We start from the raw sequence: 26302 nt of genomic DNA on the forward strand, positions 1-26302 counted from the left end.
ACCATTGCGGATCGCGGGTTAACCTCTATCGTCTGGTTATGACGTCGAAACGCAAACACTTTGATGAGATGCTTTTGGATTCCGATGGGATGCGTGGGCCCTATGCCGAATACGGTAGGTGGTTTGAGCAACAAGACCCCGCGCGCCTGATCCAGAAATCACAAGAAGCCGAAGCGTTTTTTCGCCGCACGGGCATCACGTTCAACGTGTATGGTGAAGATGCTGCGCAAGAACGCCTGATCCCGTTTGATCTGATCCCGCGCATCATCGCGAACCGTGAATGGGTCAAGCTGTCAAAAGGCATTGAACAGCGGGTGCGCGCCATCAACGCGTTTTTGCACGACATTTACCACCGGCAGGAAATCCTGCGCGCGGGTATTGTTCCTGTCGATTTGATCGCACGCAACGAGGCGTATTTGCCGCAGATGATCGGGGTGACGCCGCCGGGCGGGATTTACACACATATCGTTGGCACGGACATCGTGCGCACAGGCGAAAACGAGTTTTTCGTACTTGAGGACAACGCCCGCACACCGTCCGGTGTGTCCTACATGCTCGAAAATCGTGAAACGATGTTGCAGATGTTTCCGGAGCTGTTCAGCCAGATCAAGGTGCAGCCCGTTAGCGATTATCCCAAAAACCTACGCCGTTCCCTTGCGCATTGCGCGCCGGCCCATTGTGAGGGCAAGCCGACTGTCGCGATCCTGACGCCGGGTATCCACAATTCCGCGTATTTCGAACATTCCTTTCTGGCCGACCAGATGGGCGTTGAACTGGTGGAAGGCCACGATTTGCGCGTTGTCGACGGCCATATCGCCATGCGCACGACCCAAGGCTATGAAGTCATTGATGTTTTGTACCGTCGTGTCGACGACGACTACCTTGATCCGTTGAACTTCAACCCGGATTCAATGTTGGGCGTTCCCGGCATCATGGACGTTTACCGCGCAGGCAACATCACCATCGCCAATGCGCCGGGCACAGGCATTTCCGACGACAAGGCGATATATTCCTATATGCCTGATATTATTGAATTCTATACAGGTGAAAAGGCGATCCTGAAGAACGTCGAAACCTACCGCTGTTCCGAACCGGATTCGTTGAAATACGTCTTGGACAACCTGTCTGATCTGGTCGTCAAAGAAGTGCACGGATCGGGCGGCTACGGGATGCTTGTCGGGCCTGCGGCCAATAAAAAAGAGCTTGCAGATTTCGCGGATAAACTGCGCGCGCGGCCCAACAACTACATCGCGCAGCCGACGCTGTCGTTGTCGACCGTTCCGATTTTTGCGGACAAAGGCCTTGCGCCGCGCCACGTCGATTTGCGCCCCTTTGCGCTGATGTCGCCCAAGGGCATGGACATCACGGCGGGTGGCTTGACGCGTGTTGCCCTCAAGGACGGATCGCTGGTGGTAAATTCGAGCCAAGGCGGCGGCACCAAAGACACTTGGGTTTTGGAGGACTAGTGGCATGCTAGGAAAAACCGCAGGTGGGCTGTACTGGATGTTCCGGTTTCTGGAGCGCAGTGAAAACACGGCCCGTCTGATAGAGGCCGGATTTCGCATTGCGTTGACCCGTTCCAGTGATCCTGCATCTGAATGGAAATCGGTTGTCACAACCGCGGGTGTGCGTGTCGGATATGATGCGAAATATGACAGCTATACAGCGGCGCACGTCGTTGATTTCCTGCTGCGTGACCTCGAAAATCAATCAAGCGTCATGTCGTGTATCGACAAGGCACGCACGAATGCACGCATGGTGCGCACCGCTTTGACAACAGAAGTCTGGGAGGCCGTCAACGAAAGCTGGATGGCCCTGCGCGACGTGCTGAAACAGCCTGTCAAAGATACTGAATTGCCCTCAGTTCTTGGTGAAATCCGCCGTCACACGGCCTTGGTGCGCGGCGCGATGCACGGCACGATGCTGCGCAATGACGCCTTTGATTTTACCCAGATCGGCATCGCGCTGGAACGTGCGGACAACACCGCCAGGATCATTGACGTAAAGTATTTCACGCTGCTTCCGTCTGCCAGTTTCGTGGGCTCTGCGTTGGACAATGTGCAATGGGAAACGATCCTGCGTTCCGTGTCGGCGCACCGGTCTTTTCGTTGGCTGAACACGGATGATATGTCGCCTGCCAAAATCGCCGAATTCCTGATCCTCGACAGTCGCTTTCCAAGATCGCTGTCGTTTTGCAGCCGTATTATTGAACAAAATCTTGGGTTTATCGCAAAAGACTACGATCAAAAGATGCCGTGCCATGACTTGATCGAACGACAGCGCGACAAGATGCGCCAACACACGATTGGCACAATTTTCGAGGATGGTTTGCACGCGTTCATCACGGATTTCATCCACGATACGACAGTCATCGGACGCCAGATTGAACAAGATTACAGGTTCATAGGGTAGGTATGGCGCGATGAAACTCAAAATCACTCATACGACCAAATACTCTTATGACGCCCCCGTTTCATACGGGCTTCAACAGGTGCGCCTGACGCCCGTGTCGTCGAAAAGCCAGACAGTGTTGGATTGGGCGGTCACCCTGACCGGGGCCAATCAGGAACTGAATTTTCAAGACCAATATCAGAATGAAACCTTATTGTTGCAGGTGGAAAACGGCGTCAGCGAAGTTTCCGTGCAGGTGTCTGGCCATATCGAAACCCATTCCACTGACGGGATATTTGGTAAGGTTTATGGAACAGCGCCGCTGTGGCATTTTTTACAAAGCACGCCGCGCACGCTTGCCGGGGCGCATGTGAAGGCACTGACGGATGGTATCAGTGGCCGCACTGATACGCTCGCCGCGTTGCATGATCTTTCAAAGGCGATTGTGGACGTCGTACCCTACGGTGAGGCCCAGACGTTTGCGGGTACGACCGCAGAACAGGCCCTCATCGCCAAAGGCGGCGTGTGTCAGGATCACGCCCAGATATTCGTATCTGCGGCACGGACGTTCGGGATTCCTGCGCGATATGTCAGTGGGTATTTGATGATGAACGACAGGGTGGATCAGGACGCAAGCCATGCCTGGGCAGAGGCCCATGTTGATGGGCTGGGCTGGGTCGGGTTTGATGTGTCCAACGGCATTAGCCCTGATGAAAGGTACGTCAGGATCGCAATTGGACTGGATTCGCGGGACGCAGCACCGCTGACGGGCATGCGTATGGGATCGGCGGCTGAATCAATGATTGTATCGTTGCAAGTTCAGCAATAAATAGGCGGTCGGCACGCGGTGCCCCTGACAACCTGCTGGATTTCATAAATGACCTATTGTGTCGGACTGCGACTTAACTCTGGCTTGGTTTTCATGTCGGACACCCGCACCAACGCTGGCGTTGATAACTTTTCGACCACCAAAAAGATGTTCACATGGAACGTTGAGGGGGACCGGGTCATTACAGTTATGACCGCTGGCAATTTGGCCACAACGCAGGCGCTGATCAGTCTGCTGGATGAGCGATCCAAAATCACATCAGAACGCAATCCGACAATTCTGGAATTGCCGACCATGTTCCAGATCGCACGGTTGGTGGGTGCGACGTTGAAAGAGGTCATCGATGACAGCAACGCGTCAGGGCCAGAGGCATCTACAAAATTCAAGGCGTCTGTCATCGTGGGCGGGCAGATCAAGGGCGGCGATCCAACCCTGTTTATGGTCTACCCCGAAGGTAACTTTATCGAAGTGACGGATGACAACCCGTTCTTCCAGATCGGTGAGGCCAAGTACGGAAAACCCATCCTCGTGCGCGCCTATGACCCTGACATGAGCTTTGAAGACACGATCAAGCTGTTGCTGGTCTCATTTGATTCCACGATCAAGGCGAACCTGTCCGTGGGGCTACCCCTTGACCTGCAAGTCTATGAAACGGGCAGTTTTCAAACCGGCGATAAACCCCGCATTGAGCTGGGCGATGATTATTACGAAGCCGTTTCATCCGGTTGGGGCGACGCGCTGCGCAATGCACTGGCCCAACTGCCCAGCTACAAACTGTAATCGCGCCGCTCCGGTGTTCTGGATGACGACAGGTCTGAACGGTGGGGGATATGGTGCTGCTGGAGAGAATCGAACTCTCGACCTCTCCCTTACCAAGGGAGTGCTCTGCCAGTGAGCTACAGCAGCGACCGATGAGCGCGGAGTAGAGGTAAATCCGTCAATCCGCAAGCCCTCACTGGACGGTTTTTGCGCCACCGTGTAACAGGTTCCCATGAGCAGCAAACAGCCCCCCAAAGGACCGCAAACGCGCGAAGATCGCCTTAAGGCCGCGTTGAAGGCAAACCTAGGGCGGCGTAAGGTACAGGCGCGCGCAAAGGCGGCACAACAGTCCGGCGACAAGCCGGCGAAAGAGAAAGAGTAACAGGCATGGATTCTATCGTTGTACGGGGCGGCAAATCGCTCTCTGGTCAGATCGAAATTGCAGGCGCCAAGAACGCCGCACTGACATTGATGCCCGCCACATTGCTGAGCGATGAGCCGCTGACCCTGACAAACACGCCGCGCCTGAGCGACATCAAGACGATGACGTTGCTGTTGGAATCTTTGGGCGCTGAAATCACGTCGTTGCAGAACGGCAAAGTGCAGACGATGTCATGCCACGGCGCGATCAACACCACCGCAGATTACGACATCGTGCGCAAAATGCGGGCATCCAATCTGGTGCTTGGCCCGCTTCTGGCGCGCGAGGGACATGCGATTGTGTCCTTGCCGGGTGGTTGCGCTATTGGGGCACGCCCCATGGACATCCATACTGACGGCCTTGCGAAAATGGGCGCTGAAATTGATCTGCGCGACGGGTACCTGCACGCGAAAGCAGACGGCGGTAAACTTAAGGGCGCTGTCATCGACTTCCCGTTTGCATCCGTTGGTGCGACTGAAAACATCATGATGGCGGCCACTTTGGCCAAAGGCACAACCGTGATCAACAACGCCGCGCGCGAGCCCGAGATCGTCGATCTGGCCGATTGCCTGCGTAAAATGGGCGCGCAGATTGACGGTGACGGAACATCCAGCATTACCATTCAGGGCGTTGATCGCCTGCACGGCGCCACGCACCCTGTTGTGACGGATCGCATTGAACTGGGCACCTATATGTTGGCCCCCGTGATTGCAGGCGGCGAAGTTGAATGCCTTGGCGGGCGTATGTCGCTGGTTGGTGCGTTTGCCGAGAAACTGGATGCCGCTGGGGTTTCCGTGTCGGAAACGAAAACCGGCCTTGTGGTAAAGCTGAAGGGGGATCGCCCCCACGCCGTTGATGTGACGACAGAACCGTTCCCCGGCTTTCCGACAGACCTTCAGGCGCAAATGATGGCGATGCTTTGCTTTGCGGACGGCACATCTGTTCTGGAAGAAAAGATCTTTGAAAACCGCTTTATGCATGCGCCTGAATTGGTGCGGATGGGCGCTGATATCGAAGTCCACGGTGGCACGGCCACGGTAACGGGCGTTGACAGGATGAAGGGGGCACCTGTGATGGCGACGGATTTGCGTGCTTCGGTGTCTTTGATCCTTGCAGGCCTTCGGGCCGAGGGTGAAACACAAGTGAACCGCGTCTACCACCTTGATCGTGGCTATGAGGACGTGGCCGGAAAGCTTGGCAAAGTCGGTGCCGACATCGAACGGGTTGCAGGACGGTGAGCGACGATGCAACCTTTGAAGATGGCGCAGAACAACCCCTGCGGCTGAAAGCGCTCGACGTTGAAGATCTGGGCGTGTTGTCCGGCTTGATTCAGGACGCGGTCTTTCCGGGGTCTGAAATGAAATGGGATCGCGCCGCGCGCCGCTTTGCCCTTCTGCTGAACAGATTCCGGTGGGAAGACGCAGACAAGGCCGAAGCCCGCAAGCGCGATTATGAACGCGTCCAGTCGGTGCTGGTGATCGAAGACGCGATGCGCGTCCAAAGTCAGGGCGTTGATCCGCGCGACAAAGATATGGTTTTGTCCGTTCTTGCGATCGCGTTTGATGCTGGCGAAGACGGTGGTGGTTTTGTTGAACTAACCCTTGCGGGGGACGGCGTGATCCGCGTGCAAGTCGAAGCGCTTGAGGTGGTTCTGAAGGATGTGACGCGCCCCTATGTGGCCCCCTCCAAAGGGAAACCCGACCACGGTGCCTAACCGGATCAGGAGACGGTAATGAAGAACATTCTAGCGGTTTTAGCGGTTGTGATTGCGGGTATCGTCGGCTGGCAGTTTAGCACCAAGCCGCCTTTGGCAACCAACGCAGATGTCGAAGCCGCATTGTTCGAGGCCGCCGGACAGGGCAAACAACGCGAGCTTTATGAAATCTTGCGCGATAATTTTTCGCCAGAATACCAAGCCTTTTTGAGCGAAACGACAGCCTTCGCAAACGACGCGGGTGGGCTGAATGCGGCATCAAGCGAGCAGGGTTTTGCGATCGGTCAGCAGTTTACGTCCAATCTGCGCATTTCGAATGCGCATTACATCGGAACAGCGCCCTATGACGCGATCAACCGGATGCGGATCGCCAACGTCGCGATTTTGCAGGATTTGTCGGACACACCGGACATTTGCGCGACCTATGCGTTGATGGGTGGGGCGGCGTTGCGGCTGGACCAGATTGACCAGGTTAATCTTGAGCTCATCGCGGAATCCGCCAACGCGACGTTTCTGGCACTGGCCGCGGGGCGCGATACGCCCGTAGAACATGCGCCCGCCAGTCACGGCGAAGTCCTGATGATACTGGAACAATGGGGCGATCAGGACCACGTGTCAGAGGACATGAGACAGGCGGTGATAGCCGCGTCAGTGCAAGACCCACTGACCTGCGCTGCAAACCTGAGCTTTGAGGAATTCCTAGCCAATAACCCCGATCCTTTGGTGCAAAAGGTAAGCATCACCCTGACTTTGCTTGCTGCGGGGATTTAACGCGCCGTCGCCTGTGCGCCAAATGATTGAAGACCCGCTACGTCCGCTTTATGGATCGCGGACAGGAGTTTGCCATGCCACAGTTTCTATCAACCACCGACCCCGATTTCGAATCCGCGTTTCAAGCGCTCTTGGGGGCTAAACGCGAAGATAGCCCCGATGTTGACGCTGTTGTGGCTGATATTATCGCTGACGTGCGTGCGCGCGGTGATGCGGCGGTGCTTGAACTGACAGCGAAATTTGACCGCCTTGATCTGGACGCAACGGGATTGCGGTTTTCAGATGAAGAAATTGACGCCTATTGCGCGCAGGTGTCTGACGAGGATCGCGCGGCGCTGGAACTGGCTGCGGCCCGCATCCGCGCGTACCACGAACGCCAAATTCCCGAAGACGCGATGTGGACTGACGAGGCGGGGGCCCAGCTTGGGTGGCGCTGGACGCCCGTTTCGGCGGCTGGATTGTATGTTCCCGGTGGCATTGCGACCTATCCCAGCAGCGTGTTGATGAACGCGGTGCCCGCAAAGGTCGCAGGGGTTGGGCGTTTGGCCATGGTTGTCCCGACGCCGGATGGTGCAGTGAACCCGCTTGTCTTACTCGCAGCCCGGATTGCGGGTGTTGATGAAGTGTACCGCATTGGTGGTGCGCAGGCCGTTGCCGCACTGGCCTATGGCACAGACACGATCGCACCCGTTGATAAAATTACCGGCCCCGGCAACGCCTTTGTCGCCGCTGCGAAACGCCGCGTGTTTGGTAAAGTCGGGATCGATATGATCGCCGGCCCATCCGAAATTTTGGTTATCGCGGACAAAGACAATGATCCTGACTGGATCGCGCTGGATTTGTTGTCACAAGCCGAACACGATGAAAGTGCGCAAAGCATCCTGATCACCGACGATGTGGCGTTCGGGCAGGCCGTCGCTGACGCGGTTGAGGCGCGGTTGCAGACACTGGAACGCCGCGCGGTTGCTGGGCCAAGCTGGCGGGATTACGGCGCGATCATCACGGTTGAAGATATGGCACAAGCGGTTGAACTATCTGACAGAATCGCACCTGAACACCTGGAACTTTGTGTGGCAGATGCCGACGGTCTTGCGGCGCAAATCACCCACGCGGGTGCGATTTTCATCGGCGCTTGGACGCCCGAGGCGATTGGCGATTACGTTGGCGGACCGAACCATGTGTTGCCAACTGCGCGCTCTGCCCGGTTCTCAAGCGGGTTGTCGGTGATGGATTTTGTCAAACGCACGACCCTTGCGCGGATGTCACCAGAAGCCCTCGCCGCGATTGGCCCGTCTGCGGAACGGCTTGCCATTTCCGAAAGTTTAGAGGCTCATGGGTTGAGCGTGCGGGCGCGGCTTGACCGTTTGAACAGGGACTAAGGTAATGGCGAAGATAATTCACATCGATTTGGACGACAGCGCGCTGCCGCCGCCCACGCCAGAGATTGAACAGGAACGCAAAGTCGCGATGTTCGATCTGCTTGAGGAAAATTCGTTCGTTCTGCCGGATCGGGACGGGCGGGCCGTTCCTGCGGGGCCATATCGCCTTGGATTGTCGATCCGTCAGAAACGGCTGGTTTTTGAAATCGCGACTGAAAAAGGTGAATCAGCGGGGGAATTCCATCTGTCCCTCGGTCCGTTCCGTCAGGTCGTTAAGGATTATTTTCAAATCTGCGAAAGCTACTTTGATGCGGTGAAAACGGCGGCCCCCAGCCAAATCGAAACCATCGATATGGCGCGACGCGGAATTCACAATGAAGGCGCGCGCGTCTTGGAAGAACGCCTTGAAGGTAAGGCGGAAGTGGACACGGACACATCGCGCCGCCTATTCACGCTTATCTGTGTTTTGCACTTCGGAGGCTGAGTTGGACACACTTCCCCAGTCCATTCTTTTTTGTTGTGACCACAATTCTGTGCGCTCCCCCATGGCCGAAGGGATCGCCAAAAAGCTTTTTGGAACAGACGTGTATCTGCAATCTGCTGGCGTGAAGGGGGATCTTGATATTGACGGGTTCGCCATTTCTGTCTGTCAGGAACTGGAGGTGGAATTGTCGCGCCATCGCAGCAGATCTTTTGATGAAATGGAAAACTGGGGCGATGATTTGTCGTCCTTTGACCTCATTGTTGCATTGTCCCCGGCAAGCCAGCGCCGCGCACAAGAATTGACGCGCCACAGCCATCTTGAGGTTGAATACTGGCCGATTCTGGACCCGACCGGATTGGGAGAAAGCCGCGATGCGCGCCTTGTGTCCTATCGTCAGGCGCGTGATCAGATACATGATCGCCTGATTGCGCGTTGGGGCACGCGAAACGACGCGGATTGACGCGCTTTGCCTCACTTTTGATGCTGAGCACACCGTGTCGCAGCCGTTAAAAGCTAGTTAGCCCTTGAAAATCCGCGCGGACCGTCGCATCTAGCAGTGTCCGCACATAGCGGAGCTTTTTGATGGAGAGAACATGGCCAAGGAAGAACTGCTCGAATTTCCAGGTGTCGTAAAAGAACTCTTGCCGAACGCGACATTCCTGGTCGAGCTGGAAAACGGCCATACGATCATCGCGCACACGGCAGGAAAGATGCGTAAGAACCGCATCCGCGTTCTGGCAGGCGACAAGGTGCAGGTTGAAATGACCCCCTATGATTTGACCAAGGGTCGGATCAATTACCGTTTCAAATAATCGACCATGAGGTTGGTTCTAGGCTCCGGTTCACCGCGACGGTTGGAGCTTTTGGCGCAGCTTGGGCTGACGCCTGATGTTGTGCGCGCACCCGACATAAACGAAGACCCCGTGGACGCAGAGAAACCGCGCGATTACGTGCGGCGTATGGCGCGGGAAAAGGCGCTGGCGTCAGAGTGCGGCGCGGATGAAATCGTACTGTGCGCTGACACTACTGTTGCGGTAGGGCGGCGTATTTTGGGAAAACCTGTTGATGCCACCGAAGCAGAGGCATTTCTGCGTCTGATGTCGGGGCGGCGCCATAAGGTTATCACCGCGATTGCTGTTAAGATACAAAGCGGCGTGCGGGTTAAGGATGTGGTGACGGACGTTAAAATGAAACGTCTGTCAGATGCGGAAATCGCTGGGTATCTGGCGACGGACGATTGGCGCGGCAAGGCGGGCGGCTACGCCATCCAAGGACCAGCCAGCGCGTTCATTCCGTGGATTTCGGGATCATATTCCGCCGTTGTTGGGCTGCCTTTGGCGGAAACAGCGAATTTATTGCAATCCTCGGGCTTGGAGATTTGGACATGAAGGGGCGTATGATCGTTCTGGATCACGTAGCGGGCCGTGAGGCGGCTGCTTTGATGATTGATGGCAAACTGCAAGACCTATTGATTGATGATGAAGGCGCGCCCCGTCCGGGATCGATATTTCGTGCGGTCTGTGATCGCCCGCTAAAAGGGCAGGGTGGCATGATGTTGCGCCTGCCAGAGGGTGAAACGGCCTTTCTGCGTCAGGGCAAGGGGCTTGCCCCCGGTCAAGCGATCTTGGTGCAGGTTACGGGCTATGCGGACGGCGGTAAGGCCATTCCGGTCACCGACCGTGTTTTGTTCAAATCGCGCTATGCCATCGTGACGCCGGGTAAACCGGGCATAAATGTCAGCAGATCGATCAAAGATGATGATGCGCGCGAACGGATTCTCGCTTGCGCCCATGAGGTCGAGGTCTCTGACGGCTTCGGGCTTATCCTTCGCTCGTCGTGTGAAAATGGCAGCGATGACGACATTATCGAAGATATCGCCGCAATGGACGCTATGGCGAGCGCCATCATGGCCGACGCAACCGGAGACCCCGAGGCGTTGACCGATGGCGACGGCCCGCACGGTTTGGCGTGGCGCGAATGGGTTGAACCGGCCACGGTCGTAACGGATGCAGGCGGGTTCGAAGACCATGGCGTATTGGACCAGATGGCGACATTGGGCCAGCCTCGCGTCGCACTGGAGGCATCGGCCTTCATGTATGTTGAACCCACGCGCGCGCTTGTGGCGGTGGATGTCAACACGGGTGGGGACACGTCCCCGGCATCCACGCTCAAGGCCAATCTAGCGGCCTGTAAGGCGCTGCCACGTGCGTTGCGTCTGCGCGGGCTGGGCGGGCAGATCGTCATTGATCTCGCGCCGATGTCTAAAGCCCACCGCAAACAGATTGAATCTGCCTTGCGGTCTGCGTTCAAGGCGGACGGGATTGATACGGCCTTGGTCGGCTGGACCCCACTGGGCCACTATGAATTGCAGCGCAAACGCGAAAGGCTGCCCGTTCCTTTGGAGGTGCTGTAATGGTCTGTCCGATCTGCGCGAAAGACACCGACGCGGCGTATCGCCCGTTCTGTTCCAAACGCTGCGCGGATGTGGATTTGGCCAAATGGCTGGGCGGAAGCTACGCGGTGCCATCCCAGAACGAAGATGATCTGGATGAGCTGACCGAAGCGCTGGAACAGGCGATTGCACAGGGTGAAGACGCCCTAAAACCGCCCCGACCTAACTGATTGGCAAAGTCATTTCATCGAAATGCAATAAGGCTCTGGACAGTCGATTGCATGGCTTCTAAAACGCGCTCACCCAAGGGGTTTACCCCTTCCCGTGCCTGGGTAGCTCAGGGGTAGAGCAGTGGATTGAAAATCCTCGTGTCGGCAGTTCGATTCTGCCCCCGGGCACCATTACTAAAATAAAAATACATTCAGTTCATATGGTTAGAAGATTTTCTTAGATCCTGATCCCCCAGTGCATCCCCCAGTCTTTGGATCGCTTGGCACGTTTCGATATGTCAGCGAGCCACTACTGCTTTGGTTGGTACAATCGGGTGTAGTCCACGTCTCAACAGCCGCTTTTCGCTTGCAGGTCAGTCCAATGAACCGTGGATGGCGGAAACCCTTGCGATTTTGGTCACATATGTGACCAATCGTGGCTGTTGATTTTGCTGCATAAATGGGAACGGCTCGGCTATGTTTGTGGCTTAGACGCCGCTAAGACGGTGGTCAAAAACCTGCCAAAACTGCATAGGTTTTGCCGGAGGTTTTTGTCATGTCTAAGTGATCGGGTTTGCGTGGGGCAGAGCGGACCGGCACAAAGGACCGTTTCAAACCATAGCGGGGGCCCTTTTCCCATCAGCTTCATATCTAAGGATGTATAATAAAATATAGCTCTAAAAGTTATACTACCTTATACCTAGTTAGGGTTATCTACACTTTGGAGTTTTAGGATGGATCCCTACCGCAATCCATTTGCCCCTGGAGCAGGAAGTAGACCTCCTGAGTTGGCAGGGCGTGATCACATCTTGCATGCCGCTAAAATCGCATGTGGACGCGCATTGCTGGGGCGCAATCCGAGACCCATGATGCTTCTTGGATTGCGGGGAACTGGCAAGACAGTCTTGCTGAATGAAATCGGCCCAATTCAGAAGAGCAAGGCTATTACATCTCAAAAATCGAGGCTCCTGAACACCAGAGTCTAGCGCGCCTTCTTTATCCAGAAATGCGTAAGGTATTGCGCGCACTATCATCAATAGAAGCCGCAAAGCAACTCGCACAACTTGGCCTTAAGGGACTTCGCGGCTTCGCCTCGATATTCAAGATTGAGGTGGCTGGTGCGGAAATTGCCGTCGAACCCGAACCTGGACTTGCGGACAGTGGCGATATTCAGTTCGACCTCCCAGACCTTTTCACTGCCATTGGGAAAGCAGCAAAAGCTGGGAGCAAAGGTTGGGTGCTACTGATTGACGAGGTGCAATACCTATCTGAAGCTGACCTATCCGCTCTCATCGTATCAATTCACCGAATGTCACAAGAGGGCCTGCCCGTCATTATGGTTGGCGCAGGTCTTCCACAGATTGCACGCCTTGCTGGTGAGGCTAAATCGTACTCTGAAAGACTGTTCCTCTACCCAGGTGTCGGCGCGCTGGACCCAGAATCAGCAAGACAAGCGGTGGAGAAACCTATTATCGAGGAAGCTGCGACGATTTCAAATGATGCCCTCGCAGAGATAGTGACCAAGACACAAGGTTATCCGTTTTTTCTGCAAGAGTGGTCATCTAAGGCCTGGGACAATGCCGAAGGTCCGAAAATCACCAAACAGGATGTAGACAACGCCTATACCGAGACCATCGCATCACTTGACGACGGCTTCTTTCGAGTACGTCTCGATAGATTGACGCCGAAGGAAACAGAGTTTGTAACGGTCATGGCCACACTAGGGGATGGTCCCTACGCCATGAACGATATTGCGAAGGCTTTGGATAAAAAACTGTCTTCGCTCGGCCCCGTTCGCGCCAACACTATCTCGAAAGGGATGATTTACAGTACTGAACACGGTTTCCTCGACTTTTCAGTTCCGCTTTTTGCGGAATTCATGCGCCGTCAGCCGTAACACTAATAATGTCAACAGTTATCAGATGCCGCAAACGACCGTTTTTGCCACTCTCGGTGCGAGACCGGGCATTCTCCACGCCCTACCTGAACTCACACAATGCGGACTTTTCTCCCGTTCGTTTTCTCATTCGGAAGGTCCGCTTCCGCTGCTAGATTATCCGCTGATCCAGTTCCGTTGGGTCTTCAACATCGACATGCCAAAACGCCACTGACCCATTTGGAAGCTGCATCAGCACTCTTTCGAAATCCCTACTGTTGGTGCAGCGTCGGATTGCCCATGCTGTTGCTTCGATCGCGTTGTCTGGTGTTAGGTTGTGGTTCACGCGGACCTGCTTGGCCTCATCAGTGAGGACCTGTCGCTCCGCAAATGGAACCGGCGGTTTGGAAACATCCCAATCTTTCACAAAAATCGCGCGGAGGACCGCCGGAAGTATGCCCGCAAAAGCTAGCCCCTGTTCTGCAGTCAAACGGCGTCTAAAGACTTGCAAAACAGCATCCACAGCGGTGTAAGCCATATTGTCGGACTCAAGAGACATGCGTTCTTTCACATCATCAAGAAAGGCGCGCCACTCTTTGGAAGCGTGGCGGTATGTCCACGGCATCGGCATTACGGTCTCACCTTACACACATTAAGTCGCTAACGAACATAACCGGAGGGAGATCGACACGTCGAGTCTAACCCACCCGCAATAGCAGACCTTCGTGCAATCCGCAGCATCGGTCACTTAGGGCACTGCGGTAGCATTAGCTACGTGCTGCACGAATAGCTGATTTGGGCATGAAATGTCCGTCCGCGCGAAGCGCCGGGCCTATCGGCGGGTGGGCTTCAGGTTGCCCGCCGACAGATCATCCTGACACCCCCAATGGCCAGGATCAGACCCCAACGCAAAAGGCCCCAGTCTGATGGAAGAGGCCTTGGTCTTTCGGTGGTGCGGGCCGTTACTCGGCGGCCATCCGGTCAGCCTGTGCTGTGCGGGCCATGATGTAATCCACGACCTTCTCCGCCTCGGATGAGGCGCGGAAAATCGCGCGGTTGTCTTCCGTCATCGCCTCAAGCCAGCCTTCCACATAGGCCGCGCTCTGGTCAAATTCAGGCTCGACCCCGATCTGTGCACAAAGCATGCAGTTTTCGATTTCCGCGACCAGCTCCTCAAACGCGTAGGCCTTGCAATCATTGAACCGGCCCAGACGGTCCAGCCGCTTTGTCGCCCCTGTCCAGTGGGTCAGCTCATGCGCCAAGGTGCCGTAATATCCTGCCGCTCGGTGGAACGTGCCAATCGGTGGCATGTGAATGCGGTCGGTCTTGATGTTGTAATAGGCGCGCGGCTCCTCGGTCACGTCGATCTGCGCACCGGTTGCGGCAAAGAACGCCTCTAACGTAGGATCGGCCACGGTGCCAAGATCACGGGGCGGATCGGGCAGGATGTAGAAGTCAGCGGGCAAACCCTCGATCTGGTCGGCATTGAACACGCGGTAGGCCTTGGCATAGGGGATCTGGCGTTCCTCGCCGTTTTCATCCTCACGCTCGACGGTGCCATATTTCACAACGGTGGCGGATTTCTCCCCCTTGCGTACATGGCCCCCCAGTTGCTTGGCCTGATTAAACGTCATCCAGCGGGCAGAACTGTAATCCTTATTCATCGCCGTGGCCCAAAGCATCAGGATGTTGATGCCCCGATAAGCCTCGCCGTTGAACCGTTCCGGCAAGCTGGCCGATGTCCCGCCGCCGGTCCACGGCGCGCGCCAGGGCGGTGTTCCCGCCTCGATCTGCGCAACAATCTGATTGGTGACATGCGCGTAAACGTGAAACTTCTCTTTGGTCATTTGTGACCCTCCTAGAGTGACGCGATCGGGGGCTCTTGTCCCTTTCCGCCAATGGGCGGGCCTTCCTGTTTTGTTGTTTGGAATGCCCATGCATTCCGAAGGGCAGAGCAGGTAAGGGCAAAGCCCGTCCTGCGGCCTGGCGGGGCCATGACAACTGGGTGGAGGGCGTGAATTTGGGAGGGAACCGCGCGCCTGCGCGGGGGAGGAACCGGAATTCTCGACCGGAACCGACGCCGCAGGCGGCGCTTGCCGGTTCCCGCTTCCCGCCAAGCACTCTTTCAATCTGAGACAGCCCACGCGGTCCTACATAAATGTCCGGGCGAGAAAAAAGAGGATGCATCATTGCTTCTTCAACATGAATGAAAGCCCAGCCTTGTTCGTCATACCAATCAAGAAGTGTCCCAAGGTGATCTGCATTGATCCGATTGAGGTGAATGAGCAGGATATGATCAACATCGCCACCGAGTTCTTCAATCGCTAGACTTTGAAAGAATGACGTGCGCTCGTGCATGTGGGCCAAATAGTTCTGTGCTATAATCGCAGCTGCTTCGTTATTGCCGTTTTCCAGAGCAGCAACATAATCCGCATTGAACTGCCATTCATCGTTATCAATCGTTACTGGGACATTTTGATACCCTAGTTCCGATAGGACTTCTGTCGCTGCCGCCTTCGTTGCTTCAGTCTCCCCTTCACGCAAGAACGGAAAACGATAAAACCGTTGCTCATCAATCCACTGCGCCAACACTTCGTCAGTCCGACGCGTTTCTTCGAAAAATGCATCGCGTGTCAGCGTTCCATAATCAGGATGCGTCCAGCTATGATTTCCAATTGTGTGGCCAGCATCTGCGAAAGCTTGTAGCGCATGTAGTGATTGGGGATTGACTTGTTGCCCTACTGCAAAGCCAGTTGCGACAATACCATGCTCTCGCAGAACAGCCGTGATTTGATTGGTGTATCTTAAGCCGTCTTCTGGGCTGGTACGCGATGGCATGACATAAGGAAGATCATCAATGGTAATGGCGACACGTGATGGTGCTGTTGTGATGTCTGAAGCAGTGACCAACTCCGGGTTTGTGGCGGGGTTTTGCACACACGATGCAAGTGCAAAGCCGAGCACTCCTGCCATCAGCGCTCCCGAAAAAAGATAAAATTGTTTGCTGCGCAACATCTCTAATACCTGCTCAAATTCGATTATTTTGACAGGATCATAACGGCGTGAGTTGATCGAGGCCAGTGATCTGAAGTCAGCAAGCGGTCATTGGCGCAGGCGCAGCGAAGGTCGGGAAAGTCCCGCGATCTGTGAGTTCGAGCAGCCTTCATTTTGCACGCGCGACGAATGGCAGCTTTGCGGGCTGCTGGTGCAGCATCTTGATGGTTGGGCGAAGGTCCGCAAAGGGCCGTCCTTGGCGTGCAGGTTTCAGCTCATCCGTTAGATGCTGCGCCGCATCGGAGGTCCGCAGAGTTTCCACGTTACCGAATTTCTGCGTGCCGCGAATGTCGGCATTCACCGGTCAATGTAGAATCCAGTTACAAAATTTTTGCCCCACTTGCAGAAAAGGACTGGTCAGGCATCCTGATGTTGCAACTGAGTGAGTATGCTTTTGAAATTTTCAACGCTCTGAGCACCCGTCACCAAATGCTGCCGTTCAAAGATGAAGGTAGGCACACCGTTGATCCCTTGCTGGATCCAAAACTGCTGCTCTTGCCGCACGACGGCCGCAAACCTTTGATCTTCCAGAACGGCTTTGGCATCCACGGCGCCCAAACCAATCGCATCCGCAATTTCGACCAAGACGGCATCATCTGACAAGTTCCGACCGTGGGTGAAGTGGGCCGTGAACAGCGCCTGCTTGAGATCGCTCTTGCGGCCAACCTCATTTGCCCAATGCAGCAACTGGTGGGTGTTGAACGTGTTGTGCATACGGAAACCGTCGGCAAAGTTGAACTCAAACCCCAGTTCTTTGCCGCGCGCGGTCATCATCGCGCGATTGTCTGCCGATTGTTCAGGCGTTGTTCCGTATTTCTCGGCCAAATGTTCGCCGATGTCCTGCCCTTCGGGCGGCATATTCGGATTCAGCTCAAACGGATGCCAGTGGATTTCATGATCCACATCGCTTGCCTCTAAAGCCGTCGCAAGTTGGCGGTAGCCAATGACGCACCAAGGGCACATCACGTCCGAGACAATATCGATGCGAAGCGGGGATTTTGTGTCAGTGATGATGTGCGCCTTTCGTTTTAGGAGTTCGCGTCAGTGCGTTTTAGCAATGTTTCTGCGGCGAGCCTGCCGAAGGTATTGGCAGCTTGTGGGCTTGCGCCCGTCACGAGACGGCGGTCGACATGGGTTGAATTGTCGGCCTTTTTGTTGATGGTTTCCACGCCCAATGCGTTCAGTTTCTCGCAAACCCACCACGGCATCGGCCCGGGCAAATAACCAATCATCGGCGTTTGCTTGTCTACTGCATCGGGAAACACTGTGATCTTATAGCCGTCATACAAGAAACCTGCGTCGTTCTTTGCTGCCAACAACGCAGCAGGACCGTGACACAATGCAAGGGTATGAAGGCCCGTGTTGTGCGCCCAGTGTAGTACTTTGCCAAGGTCCGCATTGTCAGGCAGCCCAAGCATTGCGCCGTGACCGCCCGGAATGAAGACCGCCGCATAAGGCGTGTCGTCAGTCATGGAGTTTGCGGCGAAATCGGCAAGGCTGCCGGGGTTCTGAAATGCGTCGGCCAAGTCGCGGTACAATTTCTGAATATCCGCGTCATCCGCAGGCATCGCCCATTCTTCGATCGCGACAGGGGCGCCCTTTGGCGTCACGACATCGATTTCGAACCCTGCGTTCATGAGATGCAGCATCGGCAGGCCCATCTCGACAGGGTGGTTCCCGGTCGAGAATTTCTTACCGTTGGCCATCGTCATATTGCGCTCTTCGGTGCAGATCATCAGGACGCGGTTGCGAGTGCCCTCATAGCGTTTCGCGTAGGCACCGCCGTCATAATCCGTGGTGGACGACGTACCTAATTTGATCGCAAGAGGGGACGGGCTGAATGCACCGTCGGCCGTCGGTTGCGGTTGCGCGCGGAAAAGTTTGCGAAGAAAGCCCATGTTAGTTGACCTCAGTCACGATCGTGTCGCGGGATTTGCGAACCTTATCCATTGGCAGCAACCAATCGGCAGTCGGGTCGCGGTAACCCAAAGGCATCAAGACAACTGACCGCAAACCGCGCTTTTTCAAGCCAAGGATCGTATCGACTGTATTAGGGTCAAAGCCTTCCATTGGCGTGCTGTCGACCTCTTGTTCTGCCGCGGCGACCAGCGCGATGCCGAGCGCGATATAGGCTTGGCGCGCGGCGTGGGCGTAGTTCGTCTCCGCATCGCGTGGCAGGTAATTGGACTTCAGATTGTCATAATAGGCGTGCAGCATCGGAAGGTCGCCCCGTGCCTCAACGTTCAAGTCAACAACCTCGTCGATCCGTTCGGTTGTATAGTTATCCCAAGCCGCAAAAACCAACACATGAGACCCATCTGTGATCTGCGCTTGACCACCGGCGGCCTCAGCAATTTTGCTGCGAATGTCGGGATTGGTCACAACAATTAGCTCAAATGGCTGCGTGCCACTGGACGTCGGTGCCATGCGGATGGCATCGATGATCGCATCAACTTTTTCCTGTGGGACGGCTTTTGACGGGTCCATCTTTTTAGTGGCATAGCGCCAGTTCAAAAGGTCGTCGAGTGGCTTGGCGGTCATAGATCTGATCCTATTGTCAGGACCCTTTTGGGTCAGTATACATTTGTAACTGACGATCTAATCGATACCAAAGACTGCCGCAAGAAGGCACATGCCTGAACCTCGGTCACAAAAAGGGAACCACTATGTTAGATGACGACCGTTGCCCAGATTGCCACCGCATCAACGAGGTTCTATCGCGCGTTGGTGACAGGTGGAGCGTGCTGGTCGTGATCTCATTGGCCGAATATGGAACGCTGCGGTTCAATGAACTGAAACGCAACCTCGGGATTTCGCAACGTATGCTCAGCCGGACGTTGAAGGAGTTGGAGCGCGACGGTCTTGTGAACCGAACTTATCATCCTAAGATCCCGCCAAAGGTCGAATATAACCTGACCGAGATGGGGGAGTCGTTTCGCGAACCCGTCAGTGCCTTGGGGTTTTGGGCACTGGAAAACCTATCCAAGATCGATGCTGCGCGCGAGACATATGACGAGGCCATCGCAAAGTAGGCACCCATCGCATAAGTCTAGGTTCTACTTGGGAAAGCAGATGTTGGTGTTAACTTAGCGAATTCGCACATTTTCCCGCAGGACGTGAATTCAATCAAATGCTGATTTTGCGCATGCAGGGAATGGCAGGAATGCGGATTGCGACCGCAGCATCGGAAGTGGGCGTTGAATGTCTCCTAAGGGGCCTTTCGTGGCGACGCGCAAGAGGTGTTTGAACAGATGCTGCGCCGCATTCGATGGCCGCTGTGAGCCCGGAGTGACGGATGCTGCGCAATGGTCAAATGACCATTATACTGGATGCCTATGCTGCCAAGGCTGTTCAACAATCAATGCAAACTGCGAAAATGTTATTCGCAGAAGGAGATTTGCGATGACGCTCACCGCAGAGACGGCGCTCGTCCGCTCGGTCAAACACTATCTCAGCCAAGCGGATCACTTGTTGGGCATTTTAGAGAACGAACCTGAGACCGAGACGCTAATGGCGATCAGGCTCGCCCCCGACAGCTTTGACACTGGCTTTCATCTCGCGGTTGCGATTCAATTTGCGGGTCGGGCCCTGTGTCTTCCTGCTGGCGCAGATGTGCCCGAGATTGAAGAGCCTTACAGCATTGCTTCTGTACGGGCTCTGCATACGGCTGTTGCCAAGAGCATCAGCGATCTTCCGACGCTCGAATGGACGGCGCGTGTGCGGCACGTGGCAGGAGAGGCATCACTTGATCAGTCAACCACCGACTACATCGCTCGCTTTGCGCTGCCGAACATGCTGTTCCACCTGACCCTGGCCTATGCTGGGCTGCGCCATGCCGGCGTCACACTTGGAAAGGCAGATTTCGATGGGCTGCATGAATACTGAGTTGATGCTGCGACGAAGCGGACCAGTCCGATGAAAGCTGCCATTGGCGCCGCCGCAGCGAATTCACACTTTGTCCGCAGTCTGTGAATTCGAGCGGTCCCTGATTTTGCACTTGCAGCGAATGTCCGGTCTGACGGGCCGCGACGCAGCATCTCAGACCATGCGTGGAGGTCGGCTTTGGGCCGTCCTCTACCTCGCAAGCCAGCCTAGAAGCCCACATGCTGCATTGGCTCCGACGGCCGCGAAAAGAGCCCAAAAAATTCAACAAGTGCTGAGGTTTCGGGCGCTAGGCCTGCTTGCTTGACCATTCCAGCGTCAGGGAGGGCGAGGCTGACGCTGACATTATGTGTCGATGACCTCGGTAATCTTTCACCATACGTTTCAAACGGCCTGATGTGCGAACATCGCTTTTCGGCCAAATGTTTGCCGATGTTGGCCAAAGCTGTGGATCGATATTTCAATCGTGCCGCTGACCTGCGTTTTGTGGCGTTCGATCACGGGCATGTGCGCCGTGACAGCTGTTCGTGCGCCGCATGGCTGGCTGATCTCATGATATTTGAACGCAGGGGCTACCGGTATGAAAGACGTCAATCTTGACGATGCGCAGGGTGAAACGCCGCGCGTGCGTGGGCGTCAGCTTTTGTCAGAGGCGATGCGCCGTCATGTTGCGGCTTTTGGCAAACCCGCGTCGTTGGCGGGGTTGATCTTGGTGTTGCCGGCCTTTGCGTCACAGGCCGCGGCGCAGACGGCATCGACCTCGTTGAGTCAGATTGACGGGGTCGTATCGGTCGATGTTCAGGCCGATGGTTCGGTGCGGATTACGCTGGAGAACGGCGCGCAGGTGCAGGTTGGTGCCGGGTCCGTTCAAGTGATGGCGGACGGTTCGGTTCTGGTGCCTGCGGATGTCGCGGAGGCGATTGCGCAAGCGGCGGTTGGGGTTGGGGTCGCCGAGGGTGTTCCGACCGGACTGACGGTGTTCACGGGATTAGGGCTTGCGGCTTTGACAGGTGGCTTGGACGCTTTAGAGAATTTCCCAGCGGAGATCACGGGCGAGACGACCGGTGCTGTGACCGAGGATGATGTTCTCACTGCCGCTGGTCAGCTGGATGTGACGGACCCGAACGCGGACGAGTCGCGCTTTGAGGCGCAGAGCGGTACGGTTGGCAGCTACGGCAGCTTTTATGTCGATGCAGATGGCGCCTGGATTTATACGGCAGACAACAGTCTGACTGCGCTCCAGAGCCTTGCTGATGGCCAGACAGTAAGTGACAGCTTCACGGTGACAACGGCGGATGGCATGGAAGAGACCGTGACGGTGACGATCACCGGGGTCGATGATGCGGCAGTGATTGCGGGCGAGACGACGGGCGCAGTGATTGAGGATGATGCGACAACCCTCACGGCGACGGGTGTGCTGAGCGTGACGGACGTCGATACCGGTGAGGCGAGCTTTGTGGCGCAGAGCGGTACGGTGGGCAGCTACGGCAGCTTTGACATCGATGCGGATGGCGCCTGGATCTATACGGCAGACAACAGTCTGACGGCGGTACAGGGCCTTGCTGACGGCCAGACAGTAAGTGACAGCTTTACGGTCAAGACTGTGGACGGCACCAGTGAGACCGTGACGGTGACGATCACCGGGGTCGATGATGCGGCGGTGATTACGGGCGACACGACGGGTGACGTGACCGAGGATGATGCGGTGACCCTCACGGCGACGGGCGCGCTTAGCGTGACGGATGCGGATACGGGCGAGGCGTCGTTCCAAGCGCAAAGTGGGACGGCGGGCAACTACGGCAGCTTCGACCTAGGGACGGACGGGGTGTGGACCTACACGGCGGATAACAGTCAAACGGCGATCCAGGCGTTGGGCGCAGGCGAAACGTTGACGGAAACCTTCGCGGTGCTCAGCGTCGACGGCACCCCTGAGGATGGCGCACCTGAGATCGTCACGGTCACGATCACTGGAAAAAATGATGCGGCTGTGATCACCGGCGAGACCACCGGGGCTTTGACGGAAGACACGGCCACTGTGCTGACCGTACAGGGTGCGCTGAGCGTGATGGATTCCGATTCCGGCGAGGCGAGCTTTGAGGCGCAAAATGGCACGGTCGGGACTTACGGCAGCTTTGACATCGATGCGGATGGCGCTTGGACCTACACGGCGGACACCAGGCTGATGGACATCCAGAACCTTGGTGAGGGCGAGACTCTGGCCGACAACTTCGTCGTTGAAACGGAGGACGGCACAGAAGAGACTGTCACCGTCACGATCACCGGGGTCAATGATGCGGCGGTGATCACGGGCGAGACGACTGGTGCTGTGATTGAGGATGAGGCGACAACGCTCACGGCGACTGGCGCGCTTAGCGTGACGGATGTCGATACCGGCGAGGCCAGCTTTGAGGCGCAGAGCGGCACGGCTGGCAGCTACGGCAGCTTTGACATTGATGCAGATGGCGCCTGGACCTACACGGCGGATAACACCCAAGCGGCGATCCAGACGTTGGGCGCAGGCGAGACGCTCACCGACAGCTTCACGGTGCTGAGCGCGGATGGCACCGAGGAGACCGTCACCGTCACGATCACGGGCGTGTCGGATGCGATCCAGCTTGCTGCACTGGAGAGCAGCACGGATCCCAGCGGCTTTGTGATCAATGGTGTGGCGGAGTTTGACAGGTCTGGCTACTCGGTGAGCGGGGCCGGGGACGTGAATGGCGACGGCTTGGACGATCTGATCGTCGGGGCATATCGAGACGACCCGAATGGCGACGACTCCGGCGCGAGTTTTGTGATCTTCGGCAAGAGCGATGGGACAGCCGTGCAGCTGTCCGACATCGAGGACGGCCTTGGCGGCTTTGTGATCAATGGTGTGTCGGAGGATGACCAGTCGGGTCGCTCGGTGAGCGGAGCGGGGGATGTGAATGGCGACGGGTTCGACGATCTGATCGTCGGAGCATATCAGGACGATCCGAATGGCGACTACTCCGGTGCGAGCTTTGTGATCTTCGGCACGAGTGACGGGACCGCGGTGGCGCTGTCCGACATCGAGAGTGGCATTGGCGGCTTTGTGATCAATGGTGTGGCAGAGGGTGACGGGTCTGGCTGGTCGGTGAGCGGGGCTGGCGATGTGAATGGCGACGGCTTGGACGATCTGATCGTTGGCGCAGAACAAGACGATCCGAATGGCTCCAGCTCCGGCGCGAGTTTCGTGATCTTCGGTAAGGGCGATGGGACCGTTGTGCAGCTTTCCGACATCGAGAGCGGCATCGGCGGCTTTGTGATCAATGGCGTTTCGGCGGGTGACCTGTCCGGCCGGTCGGTGAGCGGGGCGGGAGATGTGAATGGCGACGGCTTCGACGATCTCATCGTTGGGGCTTGGGGAGACGATCCGAATGGCCAGTCCTCCGGTGCAAGCTTTGTGGTGTTTGGCAAGGGGGACGGCGATGCGGTGAATCTGTCCGACATCGAAGCAGGCACCGGTGGCTTTGTGATCAACGGTGTGGCGGCGCTTGACTACTCCGGTCGGTCGGTCAGCGGCGCAGGCGATGTGAATGGCGACGGGCTCGATGATCTGATCGTGGGGGCGCCCCTCGACGATCCGAATGGAGAGTCGTCCGGCACGAGCTTTGTGGTCTTCGGCAAGAGTGATGGGACAGTGGTGCAGCTGTCCGACATCGAGGACGGCATTGGCGGCTTTGTGATCAATGGTGTGGCGTTGCTTGACAGGTCTGGCTGGTCAGTGAGCGGGGCAGGAGATGTGAATGGCGACGGCTTGGATGACTTGATCGTCGGAGCCTACCGAGACGATCCGAATGGCAGTCTCTCCGGCGCCAGCTTTGTGGTCTTCGGCAAGAGCGATGGGACAGCAGTGGAGCTGTCCGACATCGAGAGCGGCATTGGTGGCTTTGTGATCAACGGGGTGTCGGAGTTTGACCAGTCGGGTATCTCAGTGAGCGGGGCGGGGGATGTGAATGGTGACGGCTTCGACGATCTGATCGTCGGGGCATATCGAGACGATCCGAATGGCAGCGACTCCGGCGCGAGCTTCGTGATCTTCGGCGGCGATTTCTCGGGCGCCGCGACGCAGATCGGCACCACGGGCGATGATGCGATGACCGGCACGGTGGCCGATGACGTGATCTTTGCGGGCACCGGCGACGATACCATCGACGGTGGCGGCGGCACGGACCGGATCTCGGGCGGGCAGGGCGCGGACATCATGACGTTCCGCAACCTCGACGGGTCCACCACGGTGATTGATTTCGACGGCGCCGAGGGCGACAGACTGGATGTGAGCGACTTTGGGTTCGCCGATTTCGCCGAATTCTCGGCGGTTGTCAGTGCAGACGGGCCCGGTGGTCACGATACGCGCATTGATCTGGACGGCGACACGGTGGTGTTCCTGACCGATGTCAGCCCCGACATCCTGACCGCCGATCACGTGATCCTCGCGTGAGCAATTTTCACTGCAGAAGACGTCGCCCGTCTCCTGCTCGGCCAACGTAGGATTCGACCCTCCCCCGCAAATGCCCCTCTATCGTTGCGAGGTGTAGAGCCATCTGCAGACTTTTGACCGGTGCCGCATCAGTTTGATGCTGCGCCGATGAGCTTTCTGATGGCGTTCTAATTGCGTATCGCTCCAGATCGGCCGAGCAGTTTTCAAGACGACCGGGCACGAGTTTTGATCCGGCCACACCGTTCTCGTAGTCGATGTAGGCCTTTTGTCCGACTGCTCTTTGCTTTCGTTGAGGCCTTGATCACACTTATTGTAAGCAGCCATTGGTTGAGAACGCTCTAAGGTCCGCATAGTCCCGCGATGTGTGAGTTCGTCCATCCACCAGTTTCGCTCATGCGGCGAATGACCGCAAAGCGGGCTGCAACCGCAGCATCCGATAAAGGAGTTGAGAGCCCGCTATGGGCCGCCCTTGATGACCGAGACCTCGAGGCCTGGGTGGTGACCCGGCTGCAGTGTGATGTCTGCTGCTACGTACAGTCTTGAGCACTCCGCATCAGTGAGGCAATCAGAAGGCCCAACTGAATCCCGTGGCTTCTTCAGAAACTCTCCACAGCTTTTCCATGACCGCCTTGTCATAGGCATGAGGATTGAGCGTGCCCTTGCCAACAGGTCCGCCCGTTTGCATCAACCCGGTCGGGCCATAAAGCGCGCGCTGTTCCAGCCCGTCCTCGGTCGCGCACATGATCTCGGGGTAAGCCCCTTTCTCGGCCGTTTGGACCATCGGCGTCTTACTCATCAGCCACCACGTCAACCGCGTTATGAGACCTCCACTCGTGCTGATAAGTGATGTCGCGGAGGCACCGGGGTGGCAGACGTAGACCTGAACGTTCAAGCCTGTTCCCTTCAGGCGATCCTGTAACTCGTATGCAAACATCATCTGGGCCAGCTTGCTCTGGCTGTAAACAGGATTGGCGCCGTAGTTCTTGTCCCAATTCATGTCATCGAATTGGATGGTTTTGATCCCCATGTTGTAGCCAAGGCTAGCAACAACGACGATACGGCCTTTGCTGGCTTCGATCCTGTCAAACAACACCCCGCACAGCACAAAATGGCCGTAGTGGTTTGTGCCAAGCTGACTTTCAAACCCATCAACTGTGAACTTCTGGGTTGGCACTTGTGCGATAGCTGCGTTGCAGATCAGCGCGTCGATTTGTGGAACAGTCTTCATCAGCTCTTCTGCGGCGGTGCGTACACTTGCCAAATCAGACAGGTCCATCCGTACAAAGCTGACATCGGCCTCCGCACCGAATTCGTCTTTCAGGTCTTTCACAGCGGCGGTTGATTTCTCTGCGCTGCGGTTCAGCATCACAACCTTTGCGCCTTTTGATAGAAAGGTGCGCGAAGCTTGGAAACCAGCACCCGAGTTGGCACCGGTGATCACATAGGTTTTTCCTACGAGTGAGCCGAGGCGTTCTGTCGTCCAGCCTTTGGGTCCGAATGTCATATCTGCCATCGTGTTGGTCCTTATGAGTCGGCACACCAGCCGCGCGGTGCCTGTTCGCGTCTTAAAGGTGTAGATAACTCTCGCTGGTTCCTTGAAATAGGCGGGATCGTCGCTAATATTTGCCTGATTGTATCGTTTGGGTTGCCAGCGCGGATTCTGAGACACTAAATTGGCT

General features: G+C 56.3%; 27 protein-coding genes, 2 tRNA genes and 1 pseudogene. 20 read left to right on the forward strand and 10 right to left on the reverse strand.

Annotated features, from left to right (window positions below; genetic code table 11):
* Nucleotides 1-38: 38 nt before the first annotated feature.
* Genes L0664_RS16115 through L0664_RS16130 form a run of 4 tightly spaced genes read left to right on the forward strand, consistent with a single transcriptional unit; the run spans nucleotide 39 to nucleotide 4000 of the window.
* The gene (locus L0664_RS16115; RefSeq protein ID WP_235226920.1) at nucleotides 39-1466 is read left to right on the forward strand and encodes a circularly permuted type 2 ATP-grasp protein; all 1428 of its coding nucleotides are present in this window, start codon (nucleotides 39-41) and stop codon (nucleotides 1464-1466) included.
* Nucleotides 1467-1470: 4 nt separating this feature from the next.
* The gene (locus tag L0664_RS16120) at nucleotides 1471-2412 is read left to right on the forward strand and encodes an alpha-E domain-containing protein (RefSeq protein ID WP_235226921.1); all 942 of its coding nucleotides are present in this window, start codon (nucleotides 1471-1473) and stop codon (nucleotides 2410-2412) included.
* 10 nt (nucleotides 2413-2422) lie between these two features.
* Nucleotides 2423-3220, forward strand: coding sequence for a transglutaminase family protein (locus L0664_RS16125; protein WP_235226922.1), 798 nt, complete (start codon nucleotides 2423-2425; stop codon nucleotides 3218-3220).
* A 48-nt stretch (nucleotides 3221-3268) separates the two neighbouring features.
* Complete coding sequence (locus tag L0664_RS16130; RefSeq protein ID WP_235226923.1) at nucleotides 3269-4000, forward strand: proteasome-type protease; 732 nt, start codon at nucleotides 3269-3271, stop codon at nucleotides 3998-4000.
* 51 nt (nucleotides 4001-4051) lie between these two features.
* On the opposite strand, the gene L0664_RS16135 is transcribed toward L0664_RS16130, so the two are convergent.
* Nucleotides 4052-4126: transfer RNA gene (locus L0664_RS16135), tRNA-Thr, on the reverse strand.
* A gap of 85 nt (nucleotides 4127-4211) precedes the next feature.
* On the opposite strand from L0664_RS16135, the gene L0664_RS16140 reads away from it, so the two are divergent.
* The 13 genes from L0664_RS16140 (at nucleotide 4212) to L0664_RS16200 (ending at nucleotide 13246) form a co-directional block, all read left to right on the forward strand.
* Entirely contained in the window at nucleotides 4212-4361 is a 150-nt protein-coding gene (locus L0664_RS16140; RefSeq protein ID WP_235226924.1) for a hypothetical protein, read from the forward strand.
* 5 nt (nucleotides 4362-4366) lie between these two features.
* On the forward strand, nucleotides 4367-5638 hold the full coding sequence (gene murA / locus L0664_RS16145; RefSeq protein ID WP_235226925.1) for a UDP-N-acetylglucosamine 1-carboxyvinyltransferase: 1272 nt from the start codon (nucleotides 4367-4369) through the stop codon (nucleotides 5636-5638).
* Nucleotides 5635-6114 (forward strand): DUF2948 family protein, encoded by a 480-nt coding sequence (locus L0664_RS16150; protein ID WP_235226926.1) that lies wholly within the window; start codon nucleotides 5635-5637, stop codon nucleotides 6112-6114. The genes murA and L0664_RS16150 overlap by 4 nt, the downstream gene beginning before the upstream one ends.
* An 18-nt stretch (nucleotides 6115-6132) precedes the next feature.
* The gene (locus tag L0664_RS16155; RefSeq protein WP_235226927.1) at nucleotides 6133-6885 is read left to right on the forward strand and encodes a hypothetical protein; all 753 of its coding nucleotides are present in this window, start codon (nucleotides 6133-6135) and stop codon (nucleotides 6883-6885) included.
* A 74-nt stretch (nucleotides 6886-6959) separates the two neighbouring features.
* A complete protein-coding gene (gene hisD / locus L0664_RS16160; RefSeq protein WP_235226928.1) occupies nucleotides 6960-8264 on the forward strand; it encodes a histidinol dehydrogenase in 1305 nt (434 codons plus the stop codon).
* A gap of 4 nt (nucleotides 8265-8268) precedes the next feature.
* Entirely contained in the window at nucleotides 8269-8748 is a 480-nt protein-coding gene (locus tag L0664_RS16165) for a UPF0262 family protein (protein ID WP_235226929.1), read from the forward strand.
* Between the two features lies 1 nt (nucleotide 8749).
* The gene (locus tag L0664_RS16170; protein WP_268821726.1) at nucleotides 8750-9208 is read left to right on the forward strand and encodes an arsenate-mycothiol transferase ArsC; all 459 of its coding nucleotides are present in this window, start codon (nucleotides 8750-8752) and stop codon (nucleotides 9206-9208) included.
* Between the two features lie 133 nt (nucleotides 9209-9341).
* Nucleotides 9342-9560: a translation initiation factor IF-1 gene (gene infA / locus L0664_RS16175; protein WP_008186030.1), complete on the forward strand. Its 219-nt coding sequence runs from the start codon at nucleotides 9342-9344 to the stop codon at nucleotides 9558-9560.
* Nucleotides 9561-9566: 6 nt separating this feature from the next.
* Nucleotides 9567-10136, forward strand: coding sequence for a Maf family protein (locus tag L0664_RS16180; protein WP_235226931.1), 570 nt, complete (start codon nucleotides 9567-9569; stop codon nucleotides 10134-10136).
* On the forward strand, nucleotides 10133-11161 hold the full coding sequence (locus L0664_RS16185) for a ribonuclease E/G (protein WP_235226932.1): 1029 nt from the start codon (nucleotides 10133-10135) through the stop codon (nucleotides 11159-11161). Before L0664_RS16180 ends, L0664_RS16185 begins: the two co-directional genes overlap by 4 nt.
* Complete coding sequence (locus L0664_RS16190) at nucleotides 11161-11370, forward strand: DNA gyrase inhibitor YacG (protein WP_235226933.1); 210 nt, start codon at nucleotides 11161-11163, stop codon at nucleotides 11368-11370. The genes L0664_RS16185 and L0664_RS16190 overlap by 1 nt, the downstream gene beginning before the upstream one ends.
* A 96-nt stretch (nucleotides 11371-11466) precedes the next feature.
* Nucleotides 11467-11541 (forward strand) — tRNA-Phe (locus tag L0664_RS16195).
* A gap of 814 nt (nucleotides 11542-12355) precedes the next feature.
* Nucleotides 12356-13246, forward strand: coding sequence for an ATP-binding protein (locus L0664_RS16200; RefSeq protein WP_235226934.1), 891 nt, complete (start codon nucleotides 12356-12358; stop codon nucleotides 13244-13246).
* Between the two features lie 151 nt (nucleotides 13247-13397).
* Here the strand turns inward: L0664_RS16200 and L0664_RS16205 are convergent, their stop codons facing one another.
* From L0664_RS16205 to L0664_RS16235, 7 genes and pseudogenes are all read right to left on the reverse strand, one after another.
* On the reverse strand, nucleotides 13398-13856 hold the full coding sequence (locus L0664_RS16205; RefSeq protein ID WP_235226935.1) for a DUF2267 domain-containing protein: 459 nt from the start codon (nucleotides 13854-13856) through the stop codon (nucleotides 13398-13400).
* Nucleotides 13857-14187: 331 nt separating this feature from the next.
* A complete protein-coding gene (locus tag L0664_RS16210) occupies nucleotides 14188-15162 on the reverse strand; it encodes an ArdC family protein (RefSeq protein WP_418888037.1) in 975 nt (324 codons plus the stop codon).
* Between the two features lie 547 nt (nucleotides 15163-15709).
* A pseudogene (locus L0664_RS18585) lies at nucleotides 15710-16240 on the reverse strand (polysaccharide deacetylase family protein); the annotation flags it as partial.
* A gap of 148 nt (nucleotides 16241-16388) precedes the next feature.
* The gene (locus L0664_RS16220; RefSeq protein ID WP_235226937.1) at nucleotides 16389-16541 is read right to left on the reverse strand and encodes a hypothetical protein; all 153 of its coding nucleotides are present in this window, start codon (nucleotides 16539-16541) and stop codon (nucleotides 16389-16391) included.
* Nucleotides 16542-16636: 95 nt separating this feature from the next.
* The gene (locus L0664_RS16225) at nucleotides 16637-17290 is read right to left on the reverse strand and encodes a DsbA family oxidoreductase (protein WP_235226963.1); all 654 of its coding nucleotides are present in this window, start codon (nucleotides 17288-17290) and stop codon (nucleotides 16637-16639) included.
* A gap of 17 nt (nucleotides 17291-17307) precedes the next feature.
* On the reverse strand, nucleotides 17308-18177 hold the full coding sequence (locus tag L0664_RS16230) for a DJ-1/PfpI family protein (RefSeq protein ID WP_235226938.1): 870 nt from the start codon (nucleotides 18175-18177) through the stop codon (nucleotides 17308-17310).
* 1 nt (nucleotide 18178) lies between these two features.
* Nucleotides 18179-18820 (reverse strand): NAD(P)H-dependent oxidoreductase, encoded by a 642-nt coding sequence (locus L0664_RS16235; RefSeq protein WP_235226939.1) that lies wholly within the window; start codon nucleotides 18818-18820, stop codon nucleotides 18179-18181.
* Between the two features lie 125 nt (nucleotides 18821-18945).
* Here L0664_RS16235 and L0664_RS16240 point away from each other — a divergent pair, with 125 nt between their 5' ends.
* Nucleotides 18946-19311 (forward strand): winged helix-turn-helix transcriptional regulator, encoded by a 366-nt coding sequence (locus L0664_RS16240; protein WP_235226940.1) that lies wholly within the window; start codon nucleotides 18946-18948, stop codon nucleotides 19309-19311.
* Nucleotides 19312-19681: 370 nt separating this feature from the next.
* Nucleotides 19682-20164: a DUF1993 family protein gene (locus tag L0664_RS16245; protein WP_235226941.1), complete on the forward strand. Its 483-nt coding sequence runs from the start codon at nucleotides 19682-19684 to the stop codon at nucleotides 20162-20164.
* A gap of 381 nt (nucleotides 20165-20545) precedes the next feature.
* Here the strand turns inward: L0664_RS16245 and L0664_RS18590 are convergent, their stop codons facing one another.
* Nucleotides 20546-20668, reverse strand: coding sequence for a hypothetical protein (locus L0664_RS18590; RefSeq protein WP_268821727.1), 123 nt, complete (start codon nucleotides 20666-20668; stop codon nucleotides 20546-20548).
* Nucleotides 20669-20741: 73 nt separating this feature from the next.
* Between L0664_RS18590 and L0664_RS16250 the strand changes: the two genes are divergently transcribed.
* A complete protein-coding gene (locus tag L0664_RS16250; protein ID WP_235226942.1) occupies nucleotides 20742-24623 on the forward strand; it encodes a VCBS domain-containing protein in 3882 nt (1293 codons plus the stop codon).
* Between the two features lie 565 nt (nucleotides 24624-25188).
* Here L0664_RS16250 and L0664_RS16255 read toward each other — a convergent pair.
* On the reverse strand, nucleotides 25189-26136 hold the full coding sequence (locus tag L0664_RS16255; protein ID WP_235226943.1) for an SDR family oxidoreductase: 948 nt from the start codon (nucleotides 26134-26136) through the stop codon (nucleotides 25189-25191).
* Between the last annotated feature and the right edge of the window lie 166 nt (nucleotides 26137-26302).

It is taken from the genome of Octadecabacter dasysiphoniae, from assembly GCF_021532615.1.
GTDB lineage: Bacteria > Pseudomonadota > Alphaproteobacteria > Rhodobacterales > Rhodobacteraceae > Octadecabacter > Octadecabacter dasysiphoniae.